Genomic DNA, 26,815 nt, shown 5'->3' with positions numbered 1-26,815 from the left:
TGGGAATTTATTTAACTGCATTAGTCCCAGATAACACAGAAATAAGAACAATGATTGTCCAAAAATTTTACCCGTCTTGAAAGAGCTAATTCTGAATCTTTAAAAAATTTGTTCCAAGCGCTGGAAATCCCGCTGGACTTCATACCAGAGACTTTTATTATGAGGATCTGTTTTCAAAGCTTTTTTGAGATAAATTTTGGCTTTGAGTAGTTGTTTTTCGGAAATTAGCGCCCGTCCCCAAATTTGATAGGCGATCGCTAGCCATTGGCGAACTTCTGCATCTGTTGACAACCGATCTGCTAAAGCTTCCGCCAGGGCGATCGCTTGCGGAAATCGTCTTTCTTGCAAAAATCGCTGCAATTGCTCATAAGTCTTCCACTTCAGCCGTTCTTCTATTTCCAACAGATTCGGCGGCTTTGGTTTCCCTGATTCTTGGCTTGTCACCGTTGTAACTGGTGTTTTCTGCCGCTGCGTTGCCTTGGCGTTGTCACGTCCAGACGTTGACACCTGACTTGAATGTGCGCCAATTTCCTCTGGTAGTACTACCGTCAGCAGGAGTTTGTAGGCCTCTGTCAAGGCAATAAACTTATCTTTGGCTTTGTTGTCATCTGGGTTGATATCGGGATGATATTGCTGCGCCAGTCGTCGGTAAGACGCTTTGATGTCAGCAAAAGAAGCTCCCGATCTTAAACCTAGTAAACGGTAGCAATCTCCAAGATCCATCTTGAGCTATCAGCTATCGAATATTTCGCTATTGGCTATTATCTGTCAGTATCAGCTTCAAGCCCGGACTATTAATGATAAGGGCTAATTTTCTATTTTAAAGTTCAATGTTGACAGTTTTTTCATAAAAGGGCATTGGGCATTGGGCATTGAGCATTGAGAAGAGACAAGGTAGACAAGGAAGAGGGGGGAGACAAGGGAGAGACTTGTTCAATAATTACCCTTTGTCCCCTTTGTCCTCATTGTCCCCCTTGTCCCCCTTGTCTCCTCTGCTCCTCTGCCCCTCTACCTTCCTACTCCCCAGTTATTACCGAGGTTCGTTCTTCAATCACACGGTCAATTAAACCGTATTCTTTTGCTTCTTCAGCAGACATGAAAAAGTCACGATCCATATCTTTTTCAATCTTTTCTATGGTCTGACCGGTTTTATCGGCATAAATGCCATTGAGCTGGTGACGAATCCGCAGAATCTCTCTAGCTTCAATTTCGATATCGGTTGCTTGTCCGCGAGTGCCACCTGAAGGCTGGTGAATCATAATCCGCGAGTGAGGCAATGCTAACCGTTTGCCTTTGGTGCCAGCTGCCAGCAGGAAAGACCCCATTGAAGCAGCTAATCCCACGCAAATAGTTACCACATCTGATTTGATATGTTGCATGGTGTCAAAAATAGCCATGCCAGATGTAACCATTCCACCTGGGGAATTGATGTATAAATAAATATCTTTACCTGGATCGTCTGAATCCAGATACAGCATTACAGCAATAATTTGATTGGCAATTTCATCATCAATATCTCGCCCCAAGAAAATAATCCTTTCCCGATAAAGGCGATCGTAGATGCTAATCCAATCTGTATATTGTCCACCGGGCATCCGGTAAGGAACTTTAGGAACGCCTATAGGCATAATTTACTCCGTTTTTAATTAGTCATTAGTCATTGGTCATTAGTCATTAGTCAGTAGTCATTGGTCATTAATAATTTTTAGTTATTAACAAAGGACGAAGGACAAAGGACGAATGACAAATTAAAGAACACTGGCAGGGAGTGGGGGATTTGCGAGTTCTTCTTTCTCAAAAACTCGGTCAATTAGCCCGTATTCCTTCGCTTCGTAGGGTGTTAAATATAACAACCTATCCATGTCTTTAGTAATTTTTTCTGGAGCCTGTCCAGTGGTGCGATGTAAGATATCAACTAAGGCCCCTTTATTTACCAAAACTTCCCTGGCGCGAATTTGAATATCCGTTGCTTGACCTTGGGCGTAGCTCTTGGGCTGATGCAGGATAATCGAGGAGTGAGGCAAACTAGCGCGGCAACCTTTTGTACCAGCACTGAGAAGCATCGCTGCCATACCCATCGCCGAACCGACGCAGATGGTGTGGATAGGAGGTTTGATATATTTCATGGTGTCATAGATGGCGAAGGCTTCGGTTTCAAAGCCAATGGGTTCGCCACTGTAACCGGAAGTGCCGGTGGAGTTGATATAGATTTTAATCGGTTTGTCGGGGTCGTCGGATTGCAAAAACAGCAATTCGGCCACGATTAATTCCGTAACAGCAGGCACCAGTGGCATCCCAATATAGACGATTCGCTCCTTCAATAAAAGGGAAGGTAAATCTGGCGGTGGTGTCCGGTAAAAGTTATCGCCGTAATATGGGGCTTGAACAGCCTTAATTGGGGAAATGTCCATAGCAACTGATCGCCTGAAACTATGCCGTTAACTGTAATACATCCTAGCGCGATGCCACCCTTCCTCAAGGTGCGGATTTCTCCCTAATGCTGAAGGTGGCTTCGCATCTGCCAATGCTTGGCTTCTAAGATATTCTGATTATATTAGTGTATTTGTGTTGGATAGGTTTTCCGTAGAGCTAAAGTAGTGCTTTGAAGTTATTTTTTAATATGTATATCCTGAATAGGGACTCTGAGTTATGAAGGTTAATTTGCAGCCTGCCTTGAATGATGGTAATTTGGACGCAAATCAACTGAACAGTCAACGTCAGTTGGGAATTTCGATTTCGGCGATCGCAGAGACTCAAGACCGCCATGTACCCTTGAATTTATGCTTAATTCTCGATCATAGTGGTTCGATGAACGGGCGATCGCTAGAAACGGTCAAAAAAGCAGCGAATCGTCTGGTAGATAGACTTAATCCCGGTGATCGCCTCAGTGTGGTAGTTTTCGATCACCGTGCCAAAGTCTTAGTACCCAGTCAAAGTGTCGAAAATCCAGAGAAAATCAAACAGCAAATTAATCGCCTAGCCGCCGATGGTGGAACTGCGATTGATGAAGGGTTGCGCTTGGGGATTGAGGAGTTGGCGAAGGGCAAAAAAGATACTGTTTCCCAAGCTTTTTTGTTAACCGACGGGGAAAATGAACACGGTGATAACAATCGCTGTTTGAAATTTGCCCAATTGGCTGCTAGCTATAATTTGACTTTGAATACTTTGGGATTTGGTGACAACTGGAACCAAGATGTTTTAGAAAAAATTGCCGATGCTGGCTTAGGTACTTTATCTTATATTCAAAAACCCGAACAGGCAGAGGAAGAGTTTAATCGCCTGTTCAGCCGTATTCAAACTGTGGGATTGACTAATGCTTATCTCTTATTCTCCCTGATGCCCTATGTCCGGCTAGCGGAACTCAAACCTATCGCCCAAGTTTCCCCAGACACAATCGAGTTACCACTGCAACAAGAAACTGATGGACGTTTCGCTGTGCGGTTGGGAGATTTAATGAAAGATGCAGAACGGGTAATCTTAGCTAATATTTATTTGGGACAATTGCCAGCAGGTGAACAAGCGATCGCTAATGTGCAAGTCCGCTACGACGATCCAGCTGCCAACAAAGTAGGTTTAGTTACACCAAATATCCCTGTTTATGCCCATGTAGTGAAAAATTACCAAGCAGACCCGAATCCCCAGGTACAACAGTCTATTTTGGCATTAGCTAAGTATCGCCAAACCCAGCTAGCCGAAACGAAATTGCAACAGGGCGATCGCTCTGGTGCAGCGACGATGTTACAAACGGCTGCGAAAACTGCGTTGCAAATGGGGGATACTGGGGCGGCGACGGTGTTGCAAACTTCTGCCACCCAGCTACAATCTGGTGGAGATTTATCTGAAAGCGATCGCAAGAAAACCAGAATTGTCTCCAAAACAGTTTTGCAAGATACCCCTCCGCAATGAAAGTTAAATTGCTCTCGGCGTTAAATGACAATAATGTTGATGTGGCTCAAACAAGTAGCCAACGTCAACTAGCAATGACGATTTTTGCGATCGCTGGTGAGTCCGATCAAAATCTCCCTCTTAATCTCTGCTTGATTTTGGATAAAAGTGGTTCCATGCATGGACAACCAATTAAAACGGTGATCCAGGCGGTGGAAGGAGTAATCGATCGGTTGAAAGTAGGCGATCGCATTTCAGTTGTGGCTTTTTCCGGCACTGCGGAAGTCATTATCCCCAACCAAGCGATCGAAGACCCCGAAAGCATCAAATCTCAAATTAAAAGCAAACTGACTGCTAGCGGCGGTACTGCGATCGCTGACGGTTTGGAACTGGGAATTACAGAACTGATGAAGGGTACAAGAGGCGCTGTTTCCCAGGCGTTTCTGCTAACGGATGGGCATGGTGAAAGTGGTTTGCGGATTTGGAAATGGGATATTGGGCGAGATGACAATAAGCGCTGTCTCAAACTGGCGCAAAAGGCTGCCAAACTTAACCTAACTATCAACACTTTCGGATTTGGTAATAGCTGGAATCAGGATTTGCTAGAAAAAATTGCTGATGTCGGTGGTGGGACTTTAGCCCATATTGAACGTCCTGAACAAGCTGTGGAGCAATTTAGCCGACTGTTTGGACGGATTCAGTCGATTGGGTTAACTAATGCTTACTTGCTGTTATCTCTAGTGCCTAATGTCCGACTAGCAGAATTGAAACCCATTGCCCAAGTTGCCCCAGACACAATCGAGTTACCAGTGGAACCCGAAGCTGATGGTAGCTTTGCTATACGTTTGGGAGATTTGATGCAGGATGTAGAACGGGTAGTTTTAGCGAACATTTATCTGGGACAATTGCCAGAAGGTAAACAAGCGATCGCTCATCTACAAATCCGTTATGATAACCCGTTGGTTAACGAAGAAGGTTTACTTTCGCCCTTGATGCCGGTGTATGCAGATGTAGTGCGGGCGTATCAACCGACATCTAATCCCCAGGTACAGAAGTCTATTTTAGCATTAGCGAAGTATCGTCAGACCCAGTTAGCCGAGGCGAAATTGCAACAAGGCGATCGCACTGGTGCAGCTACAATGCTACAAACAGCTGCCAAAACTGCTTTACAAATTGGAGATAAAGGGGCGGCGACAGTGTTGCAAACTTCCGCTACTCGTCTGCAAGCTGGAGAAGAACTTTCCGAAGCAGACCTCAAGAAAACTAGAATTGCATCAAAAACCGTTTTACAGGAATAGTAAAAATTCAACGTTGCTGATTAACGGTGTAAAAGTTTCACGCCAAGGTGCAAAGCGAGAAAAATATTTTATTCCTCTATTGAGCAACAAAATAGTCGCATATTCCTAACTTATTAATTAACAACCACCGAAGAGTTTGACTTATGCTGATCCAGAAGATTGTCCAAGAATTGCAAGACATCCCTGAAGACAAACTAGCAGAAATTTATGACCTAATTCACTACTTTCGGCTAGGTTTAAGTCAAGAACGTACACAACCTCGCACCCCTGGTTTATTAAAAGGACAACTCGGCGATGCTTTCTTTGAACCACTGCCAGAAGATGAACTCCAGCAATGGGAATGAGCTACTTCATAGACACCCATATTCTGCTGTAGTGGCTTTTTGACGACCAACAAATAAACTCAGCAGAATAATGCTAAAAACTAAAAATTTTAGATAAGGGTAAATAAATTTATTAGTATAATTACGAATCGGTTTTAACTTTACCAAGTGTCGCAGATGCTTCAATTTTTCCAACATAAAGAGAATGGGCTGAAAAGTTAAATATAACTAGGTGACAATATTAATGTCTAGGGATGAAATCTATATAGTAAGCAACAATTGAAGGATTTTTGCTGAATGAAGCGATGGCTACGCCCGCCGCAGGCATCGCAAGCTAACGGCTTAACGATATACCAGAATGAATGCGGAAATTACTTAAATAAACAAGCAAATTGGGGTTTGAAAAAGTAAAAGCTCTTTTTGCTTGCGGAAAACACCAAAATGAGAAAGCAAACTGGGGTTTGAGAAAGTAAAAGCTCTTTTTACTTGCGGAAAACACTAAAATGAGAAAGCAAACTGGGGTTTGAGAAAGTAAAACGCCATTTTGAGTAAGCAATATGGCTTTTTGCTTATTAAATATGAAGTTTTGAGAAAGTAATATGCCTTTTTGCTGATTAAATATAAATTTAAGTTAAATATGCGAAAGTTTAGACATCAGGCAAAAATGCTAAACGACGGATACGAATACGGCTTGGCTCAACTGTAAAGGCTTCATAGTGGTTAGGTAGTTCAATGATGCGATCATCCAAGTAGGAGGATGCAAAAATTAAGGCTTGCTGAATATCTTCATCTTCTAATTCGGGAAACTCCTGGCGCAGTTCTTCTCGATTAGGGTAGGTAGCTAATAACTCAATCACCCGACGAACGGTAAGGCGAAGATTACGGATACAAGCTTGTCCATTCATGCGATTAGGATTGCTAGTGATGCGATCTAATTTCATGCCATTGCTTATTTTAGTTTCTTACTTGCGCCCAATTTTATAAGCAAATTATTAATTAACATTATTTAGGCATTATAGCGGTTTCTGCATGGGTAAGGGAAAGAAAGAAATAATTAACTACAAATAAACGATACACCGAAATCAATGCGTGACTTACTTAAATAAACTAGTAAACAAGCGAAAATAGTTAAGCATGTAGAGTGGGCATTTTGCCTACTCTAACAGCTTCTAATGATTAGACATCTGGTGAAATTAAATATGCGTTACCCAGAACCCTTGTAGAGACGTAGCACTGCTACGTCTCTACGTTCTTTTTCACCAGATGTCTATTAAATATCAACTAAACCGAATATCAATCATCACCTCTGCTATCCTCGTCTTTCCCTTTGATCTTCTGCGCTATGAAACCCGGCAGATCGGTACTGTCAACTGCAAAAACGAAAAACTTGTTTGGGTTGTCAACACTTGTCAAATGGTAAGTATCCGGCGCTAAAGTACCAAGAAAATCGTTGTCATTGGCGATGAATAATGTATGCTTTTCCACTCCGTTGATCTTCACATCTTTTCCGAAAGCTAAACCTTCAAGTTTGGCAGGAATGTCCTCTTCTTTTATGCCGTTTTGAGTTAGTGCAGCTACCACATCAAGGAATAGGGTCTTGCTTACTGCCTTACCAACAAGGTTGTTTTCCCCGGTAATATTGCTTACTTCTGGAGCATTCGTCAGATCGATCCGATAGATTTTCTTGAAGGCAGCCTTGGAGCCGTCGCCAAACCCCTTGCCATCGCGTTCATCTACTAGGAATTGGCGATCGCTAATGGCTAAAATCTCGCTGACTGTGGGATACTTGGGTTTAACCGACGTACCAATATTATCTAGCTGATAGGCGTATTCCTGAGTAGCACCTGTGGCGATGTCAATCTTGACAATTCTGGTATAAGCACCATTAGTCCCACCATCCTGGAGCAAGGGACTTTGCAAAATGCCAAACAGGGTTTTACCGTTGGGAGTAATTGCAAGCCCTTCCATACCTTTGTTCGTAACCCGACCGGACGTGTTACCACTAATCTCTGTATCACTAACGGGACTCAAGTTGCTGACTGCAAACTTGCTAGGTAAGTTAAAGACCCTCATCCGCTTACCTGTATTGCGATTAAATTCATATATATAAGGGCCGTATTCATCCGAGATAAATATCTGCTCTCCACTATTAGATAAACGCACCCCTTCAGGATCGAAACGCGCATTGTTGGTATATGTTGAGATTTGGGTGGGGTTGAAGTTGTCTGAGCGTCCAGTGAAATAGTTTTTATTGTTGGTATTTAAGGCTGGTACACCGCTAGGTACACCTAATCCCGTACCACTTCCGTAGTAAAGAGGGTCTTTGCTGAACAGCAGAGTTGTGTTAATTAAGGAAGGGGTAAGGGTGAAAGGCAACGCTGAACCAAGTTTGCTTGGTACAAGTTTCAGTTTGATAGTTTGGAAACGGTTGATATAGGATGCTGTATCACTCACAGCGCTGTTGTATGCCACCGCATTTGGGCCTCGATCTGGGATACCAATAAAGGTATTATTACCAGCGTAGGCTAGTCCCGACCCTAGACCACCTAAGAGATTTCCCGGAACGCCATTTTCAAGGAGAGCAGATGTTTCGGTGGAGCGATCGCCTATCTTGCCATCTAGGCTCCCAATTGCAATTAATTTAACCTCTGCATTGGCGGCAGGAGCCATTGCAAATAACACCAACAATGACAAAATGAGACTTTTGTTGAGCATATCACTTCTATTGCGAAAAGACAGTATTTATTAAAAAATATTGTCAGTTTTTTTACTTTTTTAGTATCTATTACCAGTGGTTAAGCAAAAATTAAGCTTAGATTAAATAGGAATATTAAAGTTTGTATAAAACTCTTACTAGTAGCATTCCAAATCTGCTAGCGAGAGACAAATAAAAACCACGTTATATATAAAAATTGGTAAAGACTTTTTCGTACTATTTTATCATAACTACTCTGGGAGAGCCAAAGTTACGACATTACTGGAACATTATTTTCTGTCTCCTCTGAAACTTCCGATTCCGGTATAGTTTCTTATCGACAAGTACCTGAACCTAGTACTTTAGGTAGCACACTTCTTCTTGGCACTATTGGCTTGTTCATGAAAAGAAAGGTAAGATCAATCAAAAACATTAAAGCTTAACCTCGACTTAAGAGGGTGTAATGTGGTTGGGTTCCACCTGCGTACACTCTCTTAATAATTGTATTAAAAAAGCAAAACTCCAATGAAAACCACTGGTATTCATCATGTAGCGATTATTTGTTCTGACTACGATCGCTCCAAAGCATTTTATGTCGAAACTTTAGGATTTTCGATTATTCAAGAGACTTTTCGCGCCGCCAGAAATTCTTATAAATTAGATTTAAAAGTTGCAGAAAATACTCAAATCGAACTATTCTCTTTCCCAAATCCTCCAGAACGACCTAGTAAACCAGAGTCTTGTGGTTTAAGACATCTTGCTTTTCAAGTTGAGGATGTAGAGGAAACTGTTTTTTATTTAAAATCAAAAGGGTTAGAAGTAGAAAATATCAGAGTTGATGAAATTACAGGCAAGAAATATACTTTCTTTAAAGACCCAGACAATTTACCATTAGAAATTTATGAGCGTTAAAATTACTGCTGACAGACAAAGCTTTTATCACTATAGATAATGAAGCGATGTCTAAATGGGCTACGCCTACGCACCAGTCTAATACGGTTTCTTATTGCCAAAATTTCTATATTCATAAACTATGCCTACACTTCTAAATTTTCTTCTGCATCTACACTTAACGAGGCAGAATGTCATCTAACCGAAGTTTAATACCGGGCAAAAGTAGCGAGTTAATTAATTGGTTGAGTCGGTATTGTTGTTGAGTATAGCTTCAAACGACTTGCTGGTAAGCTATTATTTGCAGGATATATTCGTACTCTTGAGTTGAATGGTATTGGTTGATTGACTGGCTTTTTTGTCTGTACTGGTTTAGCTGTGACTATCTGCACTAGTAATAAATTAGTGGTGGTAGCAAATATAAAAGCAGATAATGAAGTTATTGTAAAAATATTAACTGTAGTGCAAATGCGCTTCATAATGCTCAGAATGTTAACAAGTTCATACCACTTTAGGCGATCGCCTCCGTGAGTGTTTGCATCATCGTGCCAGAAACTCTATTGTGTCAAAGTGTCAAGTTTAGTCAGTATTCTTAAGCTTTCTTCTGGGTTGCCAGTTGCGACCATTGCTTTAAATCTGGTATATTCCCAGTCAAAAAACTCAAAAGCGATCGCTAGTAGATAAATATCTGCAATATCCAGCCAAAGAACCCAGGATAATGAATCATAATTAATCTCTATAGCTTTGAGTTATCAGCCATCAGCCACCAGTTACCAGCCGGAAGCTGAGATGCCGAATAATCAAGGCTTTTGATTCAAATTAACGAATTGACTATGAATTCTGAACAAATCAAAAATTCTCTAAATATTTCGCCAGCGATACGTGTGGGAGTACTGGGTTTCGGCGGACTCGGACAAGCAGCCGCCAAGGTAGTTGCTGGCAAACGAGAAATGATTTTAGTCGCAGCAGCAGATCAAAAAGGCTACGCTTATGCTGCCGAAGGTTTAAATACTGAAGCATCCATTGCAACCTATCAGTCCCAAGGTTCGGTGGGTTATTTAGAGCCAATTGGTACATTAACAAATCAAAGTATTCAGGATTTAATCGAAATAGCGGAAGTAGATGGGTATTTTTTGGCTTTACCCAACCTGCCAAATGATTTTATTCCCAATGTCGCCAAGGAATTTATCAAATCTGGTTGGCGTGGGGTACTAGTAGATGCGATTAAACGCACCACTGCTGTAGAACAACTCCTAGCGATGAAAGAGGAACTGCAAGCCGCCGGGATTACTTACATGACAGGATGCGGTGCTACCCCTGGACTGTTAACAGCAGCAGCAGCTTTAGCCGCCCAAAGCTACGCCGAAATTCATCAAGTTGAAATTACCTTTGGGGTGGGAATTGCTAACTGGGAAGCTTACCGCGCCACTGTTCGGGAAGACATTGGCCACATGCCTGGTTACACAGTGGAAGTTGCTAGGGCGATGACTGACGCAGAAGTAGAAGCGCTACTAGATAAAACTAATGGCGTGCTGACCTTGACAAATATGGAACACGCTGATGATGTGATGTTAGAAGTAGCCGGGATAGTAGGGCGCGATCGCGTTACAGTTGGTGGTGTAGTCGATACCCGCAATCCCAAAAAGCCTCTCAGCACCAATGTTAAGGTAACAGGACGTACCTTTGAAGGGAAGATTTCCACCCATACATTTACTCTCGGAGATGAAACCAGCATGGCAGCCAATGTCTGCGGCCCTGCTTTTGGCTATCTCAAAGCTGGTAGACAATTGCACCAACGCGGCATCTATGGAATATTCACCGCTGCTGAAATTATGCCTCAATTTGTTAGGTAAATAGGGGATAGGGCATGGGGCATGGGGAATGGGGAATAGGTTCAAGAGTTTTCCCCTCTGCACCCCGCCCAATGCTCAATGCCCAATTCTTATAATAGAATTTCAACGCTGATAAATCGGAGGTAAGTGTGACCACTACCGTACACTGGCAGGAACGGGTTGGTAATCAAAGAGATTGGATTTGGCGTGGCTGGCAAACCCGCTACACTTACATTCGCCCTAGCCAAAGTCACCCCAATACAACACCGCTAATTCTGTTACATGGCTTTGGTGCTTCCATTGGCCATTGGCGACATAATTTAGAGGTGTTGAGTGAGCATCACACAGTTTACGCCATAGATATGTTGGGTTTTGGCGCTTCTGAAAAAGCCGCAGCTAATTACAGCATCGAACTCTGGGTTGAACAGGTTTACGATTTCTGGAAAACATTTATCCGTCAACCAGCGATATTAATAGGCAATTCCAACGGTTCACTAATATCTATGGCCGCCGCAGCCACTCACCCTGATATGGTGCTGGGTATGGTGATGATGAGTTTACCAGACCCGTCATTAGAACAAGAAGCAATTCCTCCTATGCTGCGCCCACTGGTAACAGCAATTAAAAATGTTGTCGCTTCACCGTTGATACTTAAACCTGTATTTAACTTCGTGCGCCGTCCTGGGGTGCTGCGTCGCTGGGCTAGTCTCGCCTACGCTAACCCAGAGGCGATTACCGATGAACTGATCGAAATTTTAGCAGGGCCTCCCCAAGACCGGGGTTCTGCGAGGGCATTTAGTGCTTTATTCAAAGCTGCGATCGGAATTAATTTTAGTCCCAGTGTCAAGACAGTATTACCAACCTTAACAATTCCGATGCTTTTAATTTGGGGACAAAAAGACCGATTTGTGCCGCCAGCACTAGCTAGCCAATTTGCCCAATATAACGAGAAGTTGGAACTGCTGAATCTAGAGGATGTAGGGCATTGTCCCCATGATGAATGTCCAGAACAAGTTAACCAAGCGATTTTAGATTGGATTGAAAGATGGATTGGCGACCGCCAACCATTGGTTGTTCCCTAAATATTATGCAATGGGGGTGCGATCGCATCAGCAGTAACTAGCCAATCGTCGCTTGGTTAGTGTCAACATCTGTAGCACCATTTACAGAACGCGCCACAGAAACCATCTTATTGAGAATTTCTTGACTGGGGACTTTTCCTTTCAACACTACAGTGCTACCCGTCTGAGCCACCCAAAGAGTATCAACATCGTCGAGCTGGGGGTCTTGATCGAATGCCAACGCTACCCGCTTTGCTAAACCACTTTGGTCATATTCTCCGCTCAAACCCAGACGTTCTGGGGGTATCGATTGCGTAGCAGTAGCAACATCACTACTAGGCGCTTGCTGTATAGCCTGTGGAGCCGGATTTACTTCTGCATTTTGAGGTTTTTCCATTCCAAACAATCTTTTTAACCAACCCATAAAACTTTTCTCCTATTAGCGGCTTATAAAATCTGAGTATAAAAGTTTTACAAAAATGCTGCATCTGCCAATAAAAAGATATATTCAATGAAATTCTTGCTTGCAGTATGATTTCTAGACAATTTCTCGATTGAGAATGCAATGAGTGCAACGGTTAAGTTTACAATAGGAGGTCGCACTGAAAATTTAGTGCGGTAGTAGGTCTAGCATTGCCCTTAGCTAGTGTCTGCATTACTCAATTCCTGCTCTAGCCTCTGTTGGCGAAGATGAAACATACCCTTTCAGTTCTCGTAGAAGATGAGGCGGGTGTTCTTTCCCGCATATCTGGTTTATTTGCGCGTCGCGGCTTCAATATTGAAAGCCTTGCTGTTGGCCCTGCTGAACAAGGAGGAGTCTCTCGAATTACAATGGTTGTCCCTGGCGACGATCGCGTGATCGAGCAACTCACCAAACAACTGTACAAGTTAGTCAATGTCCTGAAAGTCCAGGATATTACCGAAACTCCTTGTGTCGAGCGAGAATTGATGCTTTTGAAGGTGAATGCTAGTACCAGCAATCGCTCAGAAGTAATCGAATTGTCTCAGATTTTCCGGGCGCGAGTCGTGGACGTGGCGGAAGATTCTCTCACCTTAGAAGTTGTGGGAGATCCAGGTAAAATGGTAGCGATCGTGCAAGTGTTGCAAAAATTTGGTTTGAAAGAAATCGCCCGCACTGGCAAAATTGCCCTAACTCGTGAATCAGGCGTGAATACCGAGTTACTCAAATCTTTGGAAGCAAAGGTTTAGTTGGGAATTTAAATCAAGACACAGAAATACTCAACCGCAGCAGAAGTCATAGTGGCAATTGTTACTATGACTTCTGCTTAGGGACTAGCAAAAAAACAAATATCCAACTACCCTTCAATTTTAGTGATCGCTTCTTCTGGCGAGACATTACCATAAATCACAGACATAATCCCTGGCAGATATTCATCCATCATCGTCACATTGGCGTAAACCACCCGTTGAATAAGTGCAAAACTGAGGCGATCGCCTTCGAAATCAATGCTGGTTTTGTAACTAATCTCGCCGTCAGTAAAATCTAGTTCAAAATTGCCGATCATCATGCCAGAATTAGCTCTAGTTATAAACTCTGCTACAGCCAGCCGTTTATTTTCTGGTGCATTGACTGGACAAATTGAGTAAAAAACGAATTGATTTTGTTCACTTCTGGCTCTAGCGTAACAATTTCATTTGCCATTTTCGCCTTGGAACGGTATTTGTAAAGCTGGCTGTCCTGGAAGTTGTACAAACGGCCAATCATCAGCTTGGAAGAAATTAATTATTGCTTCAAAAATATTACCATCTGTAGAATGTGAGGATAAAGTTGCCTCTATTTTTTGTGTTATCTCATCTGTGTTAATATCAGCGAATTCAGTCAAAAAATTATTGATTACTTCTAGCATTTTAGCAGCAGATTTTTGAGTTTTAGCTGATAAATTTGCCTCAGTCCAATCTTTAAAAAAGTTGACAATACCTTCAGCAATTCCTTCACCGGAAACGTTTGTTTGAGCAATATTTTCTGGACTAATATAAGACCAAAGAGTACGATAGCCGATTTCGCCTGATTCTTGTTGCTGTTTAACAGATAAACCCAACCAACTTTCGGTGAAGAGGATTTGGTTATCGGGTTCTTCTTGGCTTAAATTCAGGATATATTTTGCAGTTTCATCAATGTTGATGGCGTGTTCTGCAAAGAGTGGTAATAATAAATCGGGTTTCAGACTGGTTTCGATGGTGATGTCTGGTTCGCTGAGGAATTTTACAGATGATATGGGGTTACGCACATCCGGTTTGAGATTGAATAAGGCGGCGGTGTCGATGCGTTGGTAGAGTTGTGGGTTGACTTGGAAGGTGAGGCGACACTCGATGAGTTCGTTGTCTTGTGTAGTGAGAGTGAGGCTAATGGCGCGAACGGTTAAGGGAGATTGCGAGGAGTCGTGTAGGGTTAGTTCGCTGTCTAATTGATGATTTTCAGTTACCATATCCTACAAATTTATGCTTGCATTAATAGCTTTCATAGAATTGCAATTTAACCTGAACCGAGGCTTTTGGACTAAGCTTTTGGACTAATAATATAAGACCAAAAGGCGCGATCGCCCTACACCTTATCCCATTGCCAAGTTAGTATGAGGCGATCGCACTTTATATTCAGCTATATTGAGATTTCCAGCTTCAGCGTTATGTTATATTCAATTATCTCCAACTTTTTCTAGAATAGATGGGTAATCCATATCAGCAGCATAAGCCGCAGCATCAAGACAATTAACGATCATGGGCATTTGTAAGTCTGTATTAAAGTAGAAAATACCAGTACGAAAAGCAATTTCCCCAGTAGTATAATTCAACTCAAAACTGCCAAAAAATGTTTTCAGGTTTAATTGATTGAGAAATTGTGCTACTTTATTATTTTGAGATTGCATAACCTTTATAGGTAGGTATGCAATGGCTAATATAATAGATTTCTCTAAATTCGTGGTATTGAGATGAACTATTAACTCAGCATTTTGACCATGATAACGAGTGTGATATAAACCATTGTTAGCCTTCTCTAAATTCCAACCTTCTTTTTTCAAAGCCTGTAAAATTTTTTCGTCCATAAGCCTTTATCCTTCCTGAAGGATTTAGTTTAGGTTGGCTTTTTGAAATGCATCCTCTATAGCCATTTCATCTTCTAAAATCGATGGGATTGATAACCAGAAATCTTGAACTCCTTGACAAACTTCTTGTGCAATATTGTGTACTAGTTGAGGATTTAACTGGATGTTTTCAAAAAACATACCTATTTTAAAGTATACTTGCTTACTATTTATATCTAATTCCAAATTACCAACAGGTATTCTATAATTTGCATAATTGATAAACTCAAGAATTACTGATTCTTTCTCTTCCGGTACATATACTGGAATATTACCTTTAGCGGACAACATTTTATGCTCTTCTTGACAATAAAAAGAGATAAAAAATGCTCTGTGACCTTCCTCCACAGGAATTAATAACCAATAATCATCGGTCAGTGTTGACCGCCAACCTGCTTCCAGCAAAGCAGTCATTATAAAATGTATTGTCATATATTTTATTCATAATCAACTGTTGTTAGGCAATTCCAGGTATTTAATGATAGCGTCACTAAATTTGACAACAATACTTTCATCTTTTTCAGCTTTATGATCTTCAAAAATCTTGCGTAAATCTTGGTATAACTTTGGATTTTTCTCTTTCACTGCTGATAAATCTCTACTAGTAACAATTTCTCTCTTACCTTCATGATTTAGCCTAGAGTCAAGTTCCTCAGTTTTAATATCACTAGGATTAGGATCGCTCTCGGCTTGAGACATTGAAAAATGTTGGAAGACAGTTTCATTTTCATCTTTAAAGCCTTCACTTCTCTCGTCAAGTAATAGCATATTGGTAATATGTACCACAGAATGCCGTGATGGTTCTGCAACAACTGATGCTACAAATACTGTTTCCTGATTTGATGCACCTGTGATACTATTGGGAAAATTCTTATAGAACTCTTTAGCTTGTTTAACTGATACAGCATTACTTCCATAGTCATACTTACTTGTCAGTTCTCGGGGAACTCCAACTTTTGCCTTGATGCTCAAGTTTAAACCTGTAATCTTCTTATTTTGGATTTGTTCTTTACAGATATTTAGCATGATGTTGGGGTCTCCCGCACTCTCTATGGCAGTGTAATCTTGTTGAATACGCTGAATTAATTGTTCCTTATTTTGGATTTTTTCGGCTTTATGCTTGTCAGCAATTTTGTCATTTTCTTGAATTGCGCTGATTGCTCTCTCGGCTTTTGATTTTTCTTCTTGTAAGTCTTTAAGTCTCTTTTGTAATAACGATCTTGTTTGTTTGTAGGTGTCACCGCTAGCAGATTTCAAATAGTAGTCGTATACTTTATCTGCTTTATCTGTAGGTACTATGTAGTAATTATTCACCTGGCAGACAAAGAAATCTCCCCCACCAACTTTAAAAGTATTATTCGGATAAAATTCTGCTTGACTGGCTACAGAATAAGCTATCTGCGCTTTAGCCAATTCTTGATGAATTTTATTACCTTCTCGCTTTATTGTCGTTTCTCTATCAGCTCTGGAACGTTCTAGTAATTCACGATCTCTCCGTGGTGTCTCAGCCGTTGGATTTTCGATAGCACCGCGAGGATCTTTTACACCCGATAATTTTCCTGTTTTCTCGCTTTGGTTAGATATTGAACGTTCAAGTAATTCACGATCTCTCCGTGGTGTCTCAGTTGTGGGATTTTCTGTAGTAGAAGCACCGCGAGGATCTATTAATTCCGATGATTGTCGCGCTTTACCGCTGCGGATATCGACTTTAGAATAACCTTTATAATGGGTGTTGGAAACTTGCTTCAAAGACTCATACAGCAGTTTATCAAATCTGCCTTCATCTTCTTTATTGCTCTTATGTTCAACCTGGTCTGATTTGCCGTCAGGATTAATTTTTCCTTCAAAGTGAATCATATCTCCATCTTTTGTCTGTTTATCAACAACCAGCTTGAGATATTGCATCCGGTAGTTCTTCTTGATGGTTTTGATGCGGTTATTCACTTCCTTTAAGGACAATTCATCATTATCGCCAATCCTTTCTGCTTCCTTCAGTGCAGCTTTTAAATCGGCTGATTTCTGTTCTTGCGTCCTCTGGTCTTTTCCACCTAAAGCAGCTTCCTTTTTCTCTTCAAACCAATTTTGTGCAGTTTCCTTTTTATCCTCAACCCACTGCTTACCTGCTTTATATTTTTCCTTCGCCGAATCTTTCAATTCTCCAGCCTTCTTACCAAACTTGCTATTCTTAACTTTGTTACCAACTTTCTTAAACGCCTTCGCACCTCTATCAATTATCCAATCAACTGCTTTTTCCATCGGTTTCCGCAGCTTCTGGAAGATTGCCTGAATCTTGCCAGCAATTCCATCTAAGCCCAAAAGACTTGCTAGGAAACTGATGACGACTGGTAAAGATTTCGCTAGGGCATTTTCAACGCCCTTGATTGCTTGGTCGATCGCACCACTAGCGATCGCACCAATGGCATCCAGTATCGCATTAATTAAATCGGCAATCTGCTGGGCACGTTCAATAAAGAATTTGACAATCTCATAAATCGCCTTAGCAGCTTTAATGAATGCTGAAGCCGGGGTCAACAGGCTGAGAATCCACTCAATCCCGGCTGTAATCACTTTTTCAATAATAAAATTCTTGATGGGTTCGATCACCAAGGCGTTGAGGTCGCCCATCTTCTCTTGGACAAACTCCCAAATCCCAGCCACACCCTCACTGGCTAAGACTTGAAATACATCAACAGTTTGTTCCAATCGACTGACCTTTTCTTCACCCAATCGTTTCACAGCTTGGGCGCGAATTGCTTGATATGTGTAGCCCAAAAGCTGCATTGCTAGGCTAAAGATCCCTTTGAGGTCGAAGTTTTCTGGCATTTCAATACCAGTTTCTGCCATTGTGCCTGTCAGCCAGCCAATTAATCCTTGCTGGAGGTGCTTCCCGATATTATTCATGAAGTTGAGGAAGCCTTGTTTCACCGCCTGGATCAAATTAGTCAAGAAACCAATCGGGTCTTTGAGGATTTGCCCAACTACGCCAGCAACTCGCGCTAGCACTTGCAAAAGCATTTTGGTCAGTTCAATTATCGTCTTAATGACTCCCACGATGAAGTCGAAAGCTTTTTGAATAAAACCTTTATTTGCTGCCTTCATCTCTTCAATGCGGGCATCAACAGCTTCTAGATTTTCTTTGTACTTCTGCGCTAGGGTGTCAATTAGCTCATCTTGCTTATCGTCAACACTTTGTTGCAATTCTTCAAATTTGCTGTCAATATCTGCGGCAGCTTGTTGACCAACTCCTTTCAGGTCTTGCGGTAGTTGGCTAATATAATTCTGAATCTCCTGCTTACCATTGGCTATTTCTGCTTTGGCTTGGGTAAGTCCTTTACTGATAATGGCGACAACTTTGTTAATGACACCATCCATCTGATTAATGTAAAGCTGCCGTCCCTCTTGATAGAAAGCGTTCACCTCTGAGGGCATACCAAACAATTTGTCTCCCAGCCATTTTGCTGGCCCAAAAAAGCCACTGTAGCGATCGCTCTTATAATCGTCCATTCGCTTGCCAACGTAATCCTCGAAGGCTTTTTTGGCATCAGCAGCACCAGCATCAAAGGCTTGTATAACTTGCCCGTCTAGTTCACCAAGGGTTTTCTCAACTTTGCCTTTGGTCTTGTCATAAATCTTATTAATATCACCAGCAACTTTTGCCCGTGCTTGCTCATCCTTGCTCTTGGCTCCAATCTGCTGCTCCCCTACCTGACCCAAGTTTTGGGTACGGATACCGTGCATTGCTTGCAAATGCTGTTGGGCTGTAGCTTCTGCCGTAGCTTGAGCGGTTGCGAGTATCCCTTGCTCTTGCTGGCGATATTGTGGCGGCGCTTCTTGTGCATTGGTTTGAGCATCTTTCTTGGCTGCGAGTGCCCCTTGAAACTCCGGTTCATTGGAGTTTGCCAATTGCTCCTCGGTAACATCCGCCTCTTTCATCTGCTGGTCAAGTTTTTTACTGTCATCTTGCAGTGGTGCCTCGACTTCAGCTTGTCCTTTAGATTTGGGTGCAGCTTTATCTGCATCAACACCTGTTGGCGCTGTCCCTGGCTCATTCTTTGGCAGTGGTGCTACTTGTTTAGCCTCAATCCCACTGGCATCAGGTTTTTCTTTGGTTTTCTCTTCTAGCTGACCCTGAGAGCTTTTCTGCTCTTCTTTAACCTGGCCACTCAAATCGCCCTTAACAGAGTCAAGTTTGTTGTTATTTTTAAAGTTGTCCGCCTCTTCCAAGTTCTTGGGAGCCATATCAGCAATGCGCTCCATCAATTTGGCTTTGAAGGCGGCAGCGTCAAATCCTGGTGTTGGAGCTTGTTGCATCTCCCCAACTTGATTAGCTTGCGCTTTGCTGTCTACTTCATTACCTGGGGGTTGGGCTGCCGCTTGGGCTTCTTGGGCTTTGCTATTAGCAGGTGGGTGTTTTTTCTCGTGTCCGGCAACCTCTTTTGTTGTGCCGACTACCGCTTGAAATCCTGGGTCATCTTCAGGAGAAGTGGGAGCCTTTTTACCATCAGCTGCTGCATCAGGTAATTTTACTGATGTACTCGCTATATTTGCTCCTGGTAATGCTGCGATCGCTTTCCCTGCGTTTCCTCCAGGTAAATCTGCGGCTCCCTTAGCTACATCTGCTCCTTTGCTTTGAGCTTGCTGTTGAGAATCGACCTTGTCTGTATTAGCTTTGGTATCTTTTGACTCAGGCTCTTTTGGTTGATTACCCCCAACCTCAACCTGTTTCTGAGTTACTGCTGCACCAACCTTTTTTGTCGGAGGTGGATCTGTTGCCGCGTTCCCACCATCATCTGGGGGTGTGGGGATAGCTTGGTGTTTTTCTGTCGTAGCCTGATTTTGTTGTTCGCCGTTTTTCGTATCAGTTTTGGATTCTAAATTTTTTTGGTTATCTTCGTCACTTGGTTTTTGGAAATTCTCTCGCAGTTGGATAGCTAGCCCATACCCCGCAGAGGTTGTCGGCACTTTTGTCTGAAGTTTATTTTCTTTTGGTGCTACATAAAGAGATTTCGGCTGCACTGCACTGCCATTCTGCTGGACAACGTGCGTCAACTCATGAGCCAGTAATTCCTTGCCTGCATCACTTCCAGGAGAATATTCGCCTTGACGGAAGAACACATCTTGCCCTGTGGTAAAAGCACGAGCTTGTATAGATTCATTTAAGCGATTAGATTGAGCATCAGTATGAACCCGGACACCGCCAAAATCAGCCCCAAATGCTTGCTCCATTGGGTGCTTAATATCATCTGCAAGCGGCTGCCCATTTCCACGTGCTTGTTGGATAGAAGTTTCTAGCTCAGATGTTGCTGCTGTTCTTCCTCCACCCTGACGCTGCACCAAAGGAGTAATGGAATCCGCCAGGGATTTCATTTGTAATTGGTCTTCTTCCTCTGATAATGCCTCCCGTTGGATAGACTGCACAGGTTCGCTCATCCTCTGCATCACCAACTGAGCGACGCTATCAGCCTCCTGTTCATAAATGTCTCCAGGCTCGTTAACTGTCAGTTTTGTTTGTGGACGCCGCAGTGATATTCGACTAATGTCATGTCCAAGTGGTTTGCTTGGGGATTTTACCTCATTCACTATCTGGGATAAAGTACCAAGCGGCTTCATTTGCAATTCTTCCTCTGGTAGTTCCTCCCGTTGCAGCGAGGGAGTCTCTCCCCAAGATTTCATTTGTACTTTTTCTTCCTCTAGCAGTTCCTCGCGCTGAATACTGCCCTCTGGTTTCATTTGCAATTCATCTTCATCATCAGGTAATTCTTCTCGCTGAAGTTGCTCACTCTGTGGCTGATGAATTTTTTGCATCACCTGACGCGCCGTTTGGTCAGCTTCTTGCTCGTACTTATCTCCAGGTTCCCCAATCGTCAGTTTTGCCTGAATTGGTGTTGATGTATCTGGTCTTCTGACTGGAATATTGGCAAAGCTATGACCAAATCGAGTTGCTTTTTCCAGTCGAGAATTCAACGACCGCTCCATCTTGGCTTGCAATACAGTCAGCCGTTCTTGTCCCTCTGGCGTAATCGTCCGATGCTTGGCTTGTAATTCCAATCCAGTTACTTCCATCTTTTCTTCTACAAAAGCTTCATTCTCTACGTCCGTTTGTGTCACGGGCGTAGAGAATGAAGCTTTTTGAGTTTGGCCACCAAACGGTCTATAGGCCAATTGAGGAGTTTGTTCTGGTGCTTGAAAATTAGAAAAGCTGGATGAAGGACTTTTAAGGGATTTCATCGGTTTTATTGCAACTATTGACGATTCAATTTGTCTAGGTGATTAGTTTTGACTATCATTTACCCAAAATTGCAATTATCAAGATAATTTTAGAACGCTAATCAATTAGAAATAATTAAGATGTGTTGCCCCTGGAGATAAGTACTAGCTTGTAAATAGTCTTATGTCGGACAAAGAGGAACACGCAGCCGTGTTCCCCTAGCCACGAGGAAAAGTATCCTCGAATCTGTATTCTGAAATTAGTACTTTCTTAAGTTGGCAAAGTTTTTATGCAAAACTGACTCCTAGTGTATAAGAAAAATCAGGATTAAAACTGTTACCAGAGAAAGTTCCGCCATCTTCAGGCAAGATAACCCTTCAGGGCTGGCAAGTGTATTATTTGTACTTTATCCAGTATTTTTCCGCTCATAGAAAAGTGAAGCTGTCACTATCAAGTGTCAGACCCACTACTCCCTGCACAATACCGATGATCTCATCTTGTTCTGCTCCCAGTTTGTCTAAGAATATTCGTGTGTTATTTCCAACAACTTGCAAGCGGTAATCCTGTGAAAATCCGTTGAGTTCAATTCGGTCTTGGCTAGAGTTGAAGTCAGTAATAAAAGCCAAGTCTCCAAAACCAGGATTCGTAGTATTGTTATCGTCGTAGAAAACATTTACAGCATCCCCTAGAATAAATCTATCTGCCCCAGCCCCGCCAGTTAAGGTATCAGTTTCCCCTAATCCAGGTGGAAATGGACTACCAGGAAAAGTACCGATTAGGATATCGTTTCCAGATCCCCCATTGAGTATTTCATTGCCCGGTCCACCTTGTAGGCTATCATTGCCGTCCTCACCATTGAGGATATCATCGCCATTATTACCGTCTAGGGTATCATCGCCTGCTCTCGCATTTATAGTGTTATTAGAAGTATTACCAAAAAGAAAGTTGTTAAAACTGTTACCTATCCCGGTAATGTTGCCACCTTCTCTGAGCCTCAAGTTCTCCAGATTGGCTCCTAGTGTGTAGTTGACAGAAGACCGGACGTTATCTATGCCTGAATTCGCAGCCTCTGTAATGGTATCAAGAGTAGTGTCAACAATGTAAGTATCGTCACCTGCTCCCCCATTCAAAGTATCAATACCTAAACCGCCATCAAGTGTGTCATTGCCATTATTACCGGATAATCGGTTATTTTGGTTGTCACCAGCAATGCTGTCATTTCCATTTGTGCCGATGACATTATCAAAGTTGACTGCGGTAAATGACAATGTTCCTAAACCAGGAACGTTACTGGCAGCTAAACTTTGGGTTTGCAGGTTAACGGCGATAGATACCCCAGCCAAAGATTGGGATGCATCTATGGTATTGTTGGCAACCTTAGAATTAGCAATAACCTTTTCGACTTTAAAGAGTAGGTCTTTTCCCAATCCTCCACCTTTTTGAATAGTTCCGACACCTGACAAGGTAATGGTTTGACCGAGTTGAGTGTAGTCTGCGGTATCAATGCCATCTCCACCATCAATGCTGTCGTTACCCTGACTACCTTTGAAGGTATCACTGCCTGCACCACCTTTTAAAGTGTCATTTCCTATACCCCCATCAACTGTATCATTGCCATTATTACCGGATAATTGGTTATTTTGGTTGTCACCAACAATGATGTCATTTCCATTTGTGCCGATGACATTATCAAAGTTGACTGCGGTAAATGACAATGTTCCTAAACCAGGAACGTTACTGGCAGCTAAACTTTGGGTTTGCAGGTTAACGGCGATAGATACCCCAGCCAAAGATTGGGATGCATCTATGGTATTGTTGGCAACCTTAGAATTAGCAATAACCTTTTCGACTTTAAAGAGTAGGTCTTTTCCCAATCCTCCACCTTTTTGAATAGTTCCGACACCTGACAAGGTAATGGTTTGACCGAGTTGAGTGTAGTCTGCGGTATCAATGCCATCTCCACCATCAATGCTGTCGTTACCCTGACTGCCTTTGAAGATGTCACTGCCTGCACCACCTTTTAAAGTGTCGTTTCCTGTGCCCCCATCAAGTGTATCATTGCCATCTCCACCGCTTAGACTGTCGTTTGCAGTCCCACCTGCGAGGGAATCGTTACCAGCCAAACCATTCAATATATCGTTACCGGAGGTACTATTGGCGTTACCACCACTAGCCCAACCAACTATGGTGTCATTTCCCAAACTCCCATTTATCGTGTCAGGATTTGTAGTACCGAAAGCCATCTTATCTCTCCTAAATTTCTCACTAAATACGTAAGTTCAGCATTAATCAAAGAACTATTTATCAGTTCAATGTAGATTACTTGTAATTTGCATAATCTCATGTTAAAAAACATTAACTATTTAGTTAGGAACTTCTCAAGAGAAAATATCCAACTACTTACTGTGGGCTGACTTTTCCGGTCAGCCCACAGTCGCAAGCGAAACGCCTACCCTACAAAATCAGATAATTTATTTTCTGAAAATTCCTTAATTGATTACGCAAATTATTCAGTAATTAGCTCAAATACTTTGGTTTTATGCCAATTTTTTGAACCTATGCTGTAATTATCTAACTATTATGAAGTATAAGGTTACACGAACTTTTTTACCAAATCTTCCAAATCCTTAATAAATACGATTTATAATACATTGATATGTGTCTGTAAACCTGAAATTAAATATTTTTTCAAATCTACTGATTCGTTTGGTTAATGTTGATTTCGCCAGCTTTTTAGCTTGATGGTGTTTGTCATGAAGTTAGGTTGAAATATCTTTTTTTGTTAAATAACTATTATGTTTAATTACAAAATAACATTTCTCTATGCTGTGGGATGATAAACATGAATATTTAGTCATATATTGCTTCCCTATAGATCAATACATCCCAACTCTGTATTTGGAGCAATAGCCTATGTAGGATTGAAAGGGGACTGAAGCCAAACCAGAGCGCGTAAATTGGGGACTATTGAAAATTTGAATGGCGATTCAGACCCTTAACTAAATCTTACTTATATTTTCTTCCCAAGTACCCAGCCGAGACTTATAGTCGTTCCGTTGCTAAAATTTTGCTTAGTCTCTAGTCTATAGAAAATGCTTCGATACCGTAACCAAACAATATTTATTATTATTTCTGTGCTCATCGTTGTACCAATAGGGTTTTTGTTTAAGTATTATAATGGGCCTGCCCATCACTGGTTTAATGACTACGGAGCAGCTGTATTTTACGAAATATTTTGGTGTCTGTTCGCATTTTGCTTTTTCAGAAGTTGTGCAGCAGTAATCCAAATTCCTATATGGGTTTTTGTGATTACCTGTATACTAGAATTCTTGCAACTTTGGCATCCGCCACTATTAGAGCAAATTCGTGCCACTTTGATAGGTAAATTGTTACTTGGTACCACCTTTGTTTGGTGGGATTTTCCTCATTATGTATTGGGTTCTGTTTTAGGCTGGTTGTGGCTGCGACAATTACACGGAATAGGTTATGCAAAAAAAAGTCAAGGTTAAACCTAATTCAAAACAGCAAAAAATTGAAGAACAACCTGATGGCAGTCTGACTGTTTATTTAAAATCGGCTCCAGTTGATGGTAAGGCTAATGAAGAGTTAATTAAACTACTAGCAGATAAATTTGATGTACCCAAGTCTCATATCAGAATTAAGTCAGGTTTTTCCTCTCGGCAAAAGCTGATGGAAATTGATACGAATACCTAACTGCTACTTAATAATAAATACCTTTTTTGAAGACTTTGCTATCTCCTGTGAGCTACATTCCACCTAGTAGATTCTCTACTAGAGGCAAGGAAGGAGAGATATAAACTTGTAAAATTAATTTTTACGAAAAAAGTGAAGGTTTAAAACCTCGCCCCTTGTGGGCGAAAGAATCCTTGCTTCCCAAGATAGGTAGAAACCCCACCCCTTGTGGCTGAATTTAATTTTGAATTTTGAATTTTGAATTGATTCATGCCTGTGTAATGCTGATATACCTTGGTTGAGTTTTGACTCTTTCTATCCAAGCTTGGATAGCAGGATATTGTATTAAATCAAACCCACCTTCATCAGCTACATGAGTGTAAGCGAACAAGGCGATATCAGCAATCGTGTAACGCTCTCCTACAAAAAAATCTTGAGAAGTTAAGTGTTTATCCATCAAGTTAAGTGCTGCATAGCCTGGTTCACGTTTTTGTTTGATAGCTTCACTATATTCTTCAGTTTTACCTAAAATAGAAATCCAAAATCTTGATGTAGCAATAAAAGGCTCATGGCTATATTGTTCAAAACATAACCATTGCAGCACTTGCGCTCGTAAAAAGCGGTCATAAGGTAAAAACTCTGTACCTTCACTCAGATAAACCAGTATGGCATTTGATTCTGCCAAATATTTCCCTGGCTCGATTTCCAGAACAGGTATCTTACCGTTAGGATTTTTACTTAAAAATTCTGGTGTTCGAGTCTCGCCTTTCAAGATGTTAAGCTCTATCCTCTCAAAAGGCATACCTAGTTGTGTCAATAAAAGACGTATCTTATAACCATGTCCAGAAGGTAAAAAATCGTACAGATGCAGTAGTTCCATGTTAAAATACAGTTAGGAATATGTTGAGAAGTGAAGGTTCAAAATACAATATTTTACCAAAAGATTTTCCCAAAACCGGATATTTTTTTTGTATTTAGTATCTGAACGTACTACAGGAAATTATTCGAGAAAATAAAAAAAAGCATTATTTATTTCTAGATTGAGATTCTAGATTGAGACATTTAATGTAGTTAGTGGTCGAAAATAAAACTATGTGTGGAAGATTTACTCTAAATCAGTCGGCAGCAGGATTGTCTGAAGTTTTCCATGTCGAGTCTGTTCCCGATTTGGCAGCCGAATATAACATTGCGCCTACGCAAATGGTGGCGACAGTGTTGCAAAATCCCGAAAGCGAAAAGCGGGAATTTAAGCAGTTGCATTGGGGATTAATTCCGTCATGGGCGAAAGATGCAGGAATGGGAGCAAAGCTGATTAATGCTAGGGCCGAAACTGTTGCCGAAAAACCCGCTTTTCGTTCGGCTTTTAAGCACAGACGCTGTTTAGTGTTAGCTGATGGCTTTTATGAGTGGCAACGCCAACAAGGTAAGAAGCAGCCATTTTATTTTCGTCTTCAAGATGGGCAACCCTTCGGTTTTGCAGGTTTGTGGGAGAGATGGCGATCGCCTGCTAACGAAGAAATAATCTCTTGTACAATTTTGACAACGGCAGCTAACGAATTACTCCAACCCATCCACGAGCGGATGCCAGTGATTCTAGAGCCACAAGATTACGATTTATGGCTAGATTCCCAAGTGCAAACGGCCCAAACCCTACAGCAGCTATTGCGTCCCTATCCAGCGCCAGCAATGATTGCATATCCAGTTAGCACCTTGGTAAACAACTCTCGACATAATAGTTCAGAATGTATCGTACCCCTCAGCGAGAAGAATGCCCCCGCAAATCAGTTAAATTAACTATTGAGTGAACTAGGGGATTGGGGAAATGAGA

23 protein-coding genes and 2 pseudogenes are annotated in these 26,815 nt (G+C 41.7%); 11 read left to right on the top strand and 14 right to left on the bottom strand.

Going from position 1 to position 26,815, the window contains the following annotated elements:
- Positions 1 to 99: 99 nt before the first annotated feature.
- The 3 genes from HWQ42_RS06065 to HWQ42_RS06055 all read right to left on the bottom strand — a co-directional run bounded on the left by HWQ42_RS06065 (position 100) and on the right by HWQ42_RS06055 (position 2,411).
- Positions 100 to 723 carry a J domain-containing protein gene (locus HWQ42_RS06065; protein WP_292810194.1) on the bottom strand — a complete coding sequence of 208 codons (624 nt, stop codon included), beginning with the start codon at positions 721 to 723 and terminating at the stop codon, positions 100 to 102.
- A 293-nt stretch (positions 724 to 1,016) separates the two neighbouring features.
- A complete protein-coding gene (locus HWQ42_RS06060) occupies positions 1,017 to 1,628 on the bottom strand; it encodes an ATP-dependent Clp protease proteolytic subunit (protein ID WP_179067384.1) in 612 nt (203 codons plus the stop codon).
- A 120-nt stretch (positions 1,629 to 1,748) separates the two neighbouring features.
- A complete protein-coding gene (locus HWQ42_RS06055; RefSeq protein WP_292732139.1) occupies positions 1,749 to 2,411 on the bottom strand; it encodes an ATP-dependent Clp protease proteolytic subunit in 663 nt (220 codons plus the stop codon).
- A gap of 238 nt (positions 2,412 to 2,649) precedes the next feature.
- Between HWQ42_RS06055 and HWQ42_RS06050 the strand changes: the two genes are divergently transcribed.
- The 3 genes from HWQ42_RS06050 (at position 2,650) to HWQ42_RS06040 (ending at position 5,527) form a co-directional block, all read left to right on the top strand.
- Positions 2,650 to 3,906 (top strand): VWA domain-containing protein, encoded by a 1,257-nt coding sequence (locus tag HWQ42_RS06050; protein ID WP_292810192.1) that lies wholly within the window; start codon positions 2,650 to 2,652, stop codon positions 3,904 to 3,906.
- Entirely contained in the window at positions 3,903 to 5,183 is a 1,281-nt protein-coding gene (locus HWQ42_RS06045; protein WP_292810190.1) for a VWA domain-containing protein, read from the top strand. The genes HWQ42_RS06050 and HWQ42_RS06045 overlap by 4 nt, the downstream gene beginning before the upstream one ends.
- A gap of 143 nt (positions 5,184 to 5,326) precedes the next feature.
- A complete protein-coding gene (locus HWQ42_RS06040; protein ID WP_069072488.1) occupies positions 5,327 to 5,527 on the top strand; it encodes a hypothetical protein in 201 nt (66 codons plus the stop codon).
- A 626-nt stretch (positions 5,528 to 6,153) separates the two neighbouring features.
- On the opposite strand, the gene HWQ42_RS06035 is transcribed toward HWQ42_RS06040, so the two are convergent.
- The gene (locus HWQ42_RS06035) at positions 6,154 to 6,447 is read right to left on the bottom strand and encodes a DUF433 domain-containing protein (RefSeq protein WP_292810188.1); all 294 of its coding nucleotides are present in this window, start codon (positions 6,445 to 6,447) and stop codon (positions 6,154 to 6,156) included.
- A gap of 352 nt (positions 6,448 to 6,799) precedes the next feature.
- Positions 6,800 to 8,221 carry an esterase-like activity of phytase family protein gene (locus HWQ42_RS06030; protein WP_292810186.1) on the bottom strand — a complete coding sequence of 474 codons (1,422 nt, stop codon included), beginning with the start codon at positions 8,219 to 8,221 and terminating at the stop codon, positions 6,800 to 6,802.
- A 258-nt stretch (positions 8,222 to 8,479) separates the two neighbouring features.
- On the opposite strand from HWQ42_RS06030, the gene HWQ42_RS06025 reads away from it, so the two are divergent.
- Positions 8,480 to 8,644: a PEP-CTERM sorting domain-containing protein gene (locus HWQ42_RS06025; RefSeq protein WP_334812581.1), complete on the top strand. Its 165-nt coding sequence runs from the start codon at positions 8,480 to 8,482 to the stop codon at positions 8,642 to 8,644.
- A gap of 82 nt (positions 8,645 to 8,726) precedes the next feature.
- Positions 8,727 to 9,113 (top strand): VOC family protein, encoded by a 387-nt coding sequence (locus HWQ42_RS06020; RefSeq protein WP_292810184.1) that lies wholly within the window; start codon positions 8,727 to 8,729, stop codon positions 9,111 to 9,113.
- 157 nt (positions 9,114 to 9,270) lie between these two features.
- Here the strand turns inward: HWQ42_RS06020 and HWQ42_RS06015 are convergent.
- A pseudogene (locus tag HWQ42_RS06015) lies at positions 9,271 to 9,363 on the bottom strand (Uma2 family endonuclease); the annotation flags it as partial.
- Positions 9,364 to 9,925: 562 nt separating this feature from the next.
- Between HWQ42_RS06015 and HWQ42_RS06010 the strand changes: the two are divergent.
- On the top strand, positions 9,926 to 10,945 hold the full coding sequence (locus HWQ42_RS06010) for a saccharopine dehydrogenase-like oxidoreductase (protein ID WP_292810182.1): 1,020 nt from the start codon (positions 9,926 to 9,928) through the stop codon (positions 10,943 to 10,945).
- 128 nt (positions 10,946 to 11,073) lie between these two features.
- On the top strand, positions 11,074 to 12,006 hold the full coding sequence (locus HWQ42_RS06005) for an alpha/beta fold hydrolase (protein ID WP_292732153.1): 933 nt from the start codon (positions 11,074 to 11,076) through the stop codon (positions 12,004 to 12,006).
- A 37-nt stretch (positions 12,007 to 12,043) separates the two neighbouring features.
- Here the strand turns inward: HWQ42_RS06005 and HWQ42_RS06000 are convergent, their stop codons facing one another.
- Positions 12,044 to 12,409: a BON domain-containing protein gene (locus tag HWQ42_RS06000; protein WP_292810180.1), complete on the bottom strand. Its 366-nt coding sequence runs from the start codon at positions 12,407 to 12,409 to the stop codon at positions 12,044 to 12,046.
- 266 nt (positions 12,410 to 12,675) lie between these two features.
- Here HWQ42_RS06000 and ilvN point away from each other — a divergent pair, with 266 nt between their 5' ends.
- The gene (ilvN, locus tag HWQ42_RS05995) at positions 12,676 to 13,194 is read left to right on the top strand and encodes an acetolactate synthase small subunit (protein ID WP_099101540.1); all 519 of its coding nucleotides are present in this window, start codon (positions 12,676 to 12,678) and stop codon (positions 13,192 to 13,194) included.
- Between the two features lie 107 nt (positions 13,195 to 13,301).
- On the opposite strand, the pseudogene HWQ42_RS05990 reads toward ilvN, so the two are convergent.
- The 6 genes and pseudogenes from HWQ42_RS05990 to HWQ42_RS05965 all read right to left on the bottom strand — a co-directional run.
- Positions 13,302 to 13,607: pseudogene (locus tag HWQ42_RS05990) on the bottom strand (YbjN domain-containing protein); the annotation flags it as partial.
- Positions 13,608 to 13,637: 30 nt separating this feature from the next.
- Complete coding sequence (locus HWQ42_RS05985) at positions 13,638 to 14,432, bottom strand: hypothetical protein (RefSeq protein WP_292810178.1); 795 nt, start codon at positions 14,430 to 14,432, stop codon at positions 13,638 to 13,640.
- Positions 14,433 to 14,639: 207 nt separating this feature from the next.
- Complete coding sequence (locus HWQ42_RS05980) at positions 14,640 to 15,047, bottom strand: YbjN domain-containing protein (RefSeq protein WP_292810176.1); 408 nt, start codon at positions 15,045 to 15,047, stop codon at positions 14,640 to 14,642.
- Positions 15,048 to 15,071: 24 nt separating this feature from the next.
- Positions 15,072 to 15,518 carry a hypothetical protein gene (locus HWQ42_RS05975; protein WP_292810174.1) on the bottom strand — a complete coding sequence of 149 codons (447 nt, stop codon included), beginning with the start codon at positions 15,516 to 15,518 and terminating at the stop codon, positions 15,072 to 15,074.
- Between the two features lie 15 nt (positions 15,519 to 15,533).
- Entirely contained in the window at positions 15,534 to 21,314 is a 5,781-nt protein-coding gene (locus HWQ42_RS05970; RefSeq protein WP_292810171.1) for a DUF4157 domain-containing protein, read from the bottom strand.
- Positions 21,315 to 21,719: 405 nt separating this feature from the next.
- Positions 21,720 to 23,537, bottom strand: a complete 1,818-nt coding sequence (locus HWQ42_RS05965; protein WP_292810169.1) for a calcium-binding protein — start codon at positions 23,535 to 23,537, stop codon at positions 21,720 to 21,722.
- Positions 23,538 to 24,386: 849 nt separating this feature from the next.
- Between HWQ42_RS05965 and HWQ42_RS05960 the strand changes: the two genes are divergently transcribed.
- Positions 24,387 to 24,803 (top strand): DUF2809 domain-containing protein, encoded by a 417-nt coding sequence (locus HWQ42_RS05960; protein ID WP_292810167.1) that lies wholly within the window; start codon positions 24,387 to 24,389, stop codon positions 24,801 to 24,803.
- Positions 24,781 to 25,008: a DUF167 domain-containing protein gene (locus tag HWQ42_RS05955; RefSeq protein WP_292810165.1), complete on the top strand. Its 228-nt coding sequence runs from the start codon at positions 24,781 to 24,783 to the stop codon at positions 25,006 to 25,008. Before HWQ42_RS05960 ends, HWQ42_RS05955 begins: the two co-directional genes overlap by 23 nt.
- Positions 25,009 to 25,255: 247 nt before the next feature.
- Here HWQ42_RS05955 and HWQ42_RS05950 read toward each other — a convergent pair whose 3' ends face one another.
- Complete coding sequence (locus HWQ42_RS05950; RefSeq protein ID WP_292810163.1) at positions 25,256 to 25,867, bottom strand: glutathione S-transferase family protein; 612 nt, start codon at positions 25,865 to 25,867, stop codon at positions 25,256 to 25,258.
- A 212-nt stretch (positions 25,868 to 26,079) separates the two neighbouring features.
- Here HWQ42_RS05950 and HWQ42_RS05945 point away from each other — a divergent pair, with 212 nt between their 5' ends.
- Positions 26,080 to 26,781 (top strand): SOS response-associated peptidase, encoded by a 702-nt coding sequence (locus HWQ42_RS05945; protein ID WP_292732164.1) that lies wholly within the window; start codon positions 26,080 to 26,082, stop codon positions 26,779 to 26,781.
- Positions 26,782 to 26,815 lie beyond the last annotated feature (34 nt).

The sequence above is a fragment of the Nostoc sp. JL23 genome, from assembly GCF_017115065.1.
GTDB classification, from domain to species: domain Bacteria; phylum Cyanobacteriota; class Cyanobacteriia; order Cyanobacteriales; family Nostocaceae; genus Nostoc; species Nostoc punctiforme_A.
Note: the sequence above shows the minus strand (reverse complement) of the source record. Positions and strands in the feature narration are given on the sequence as shown.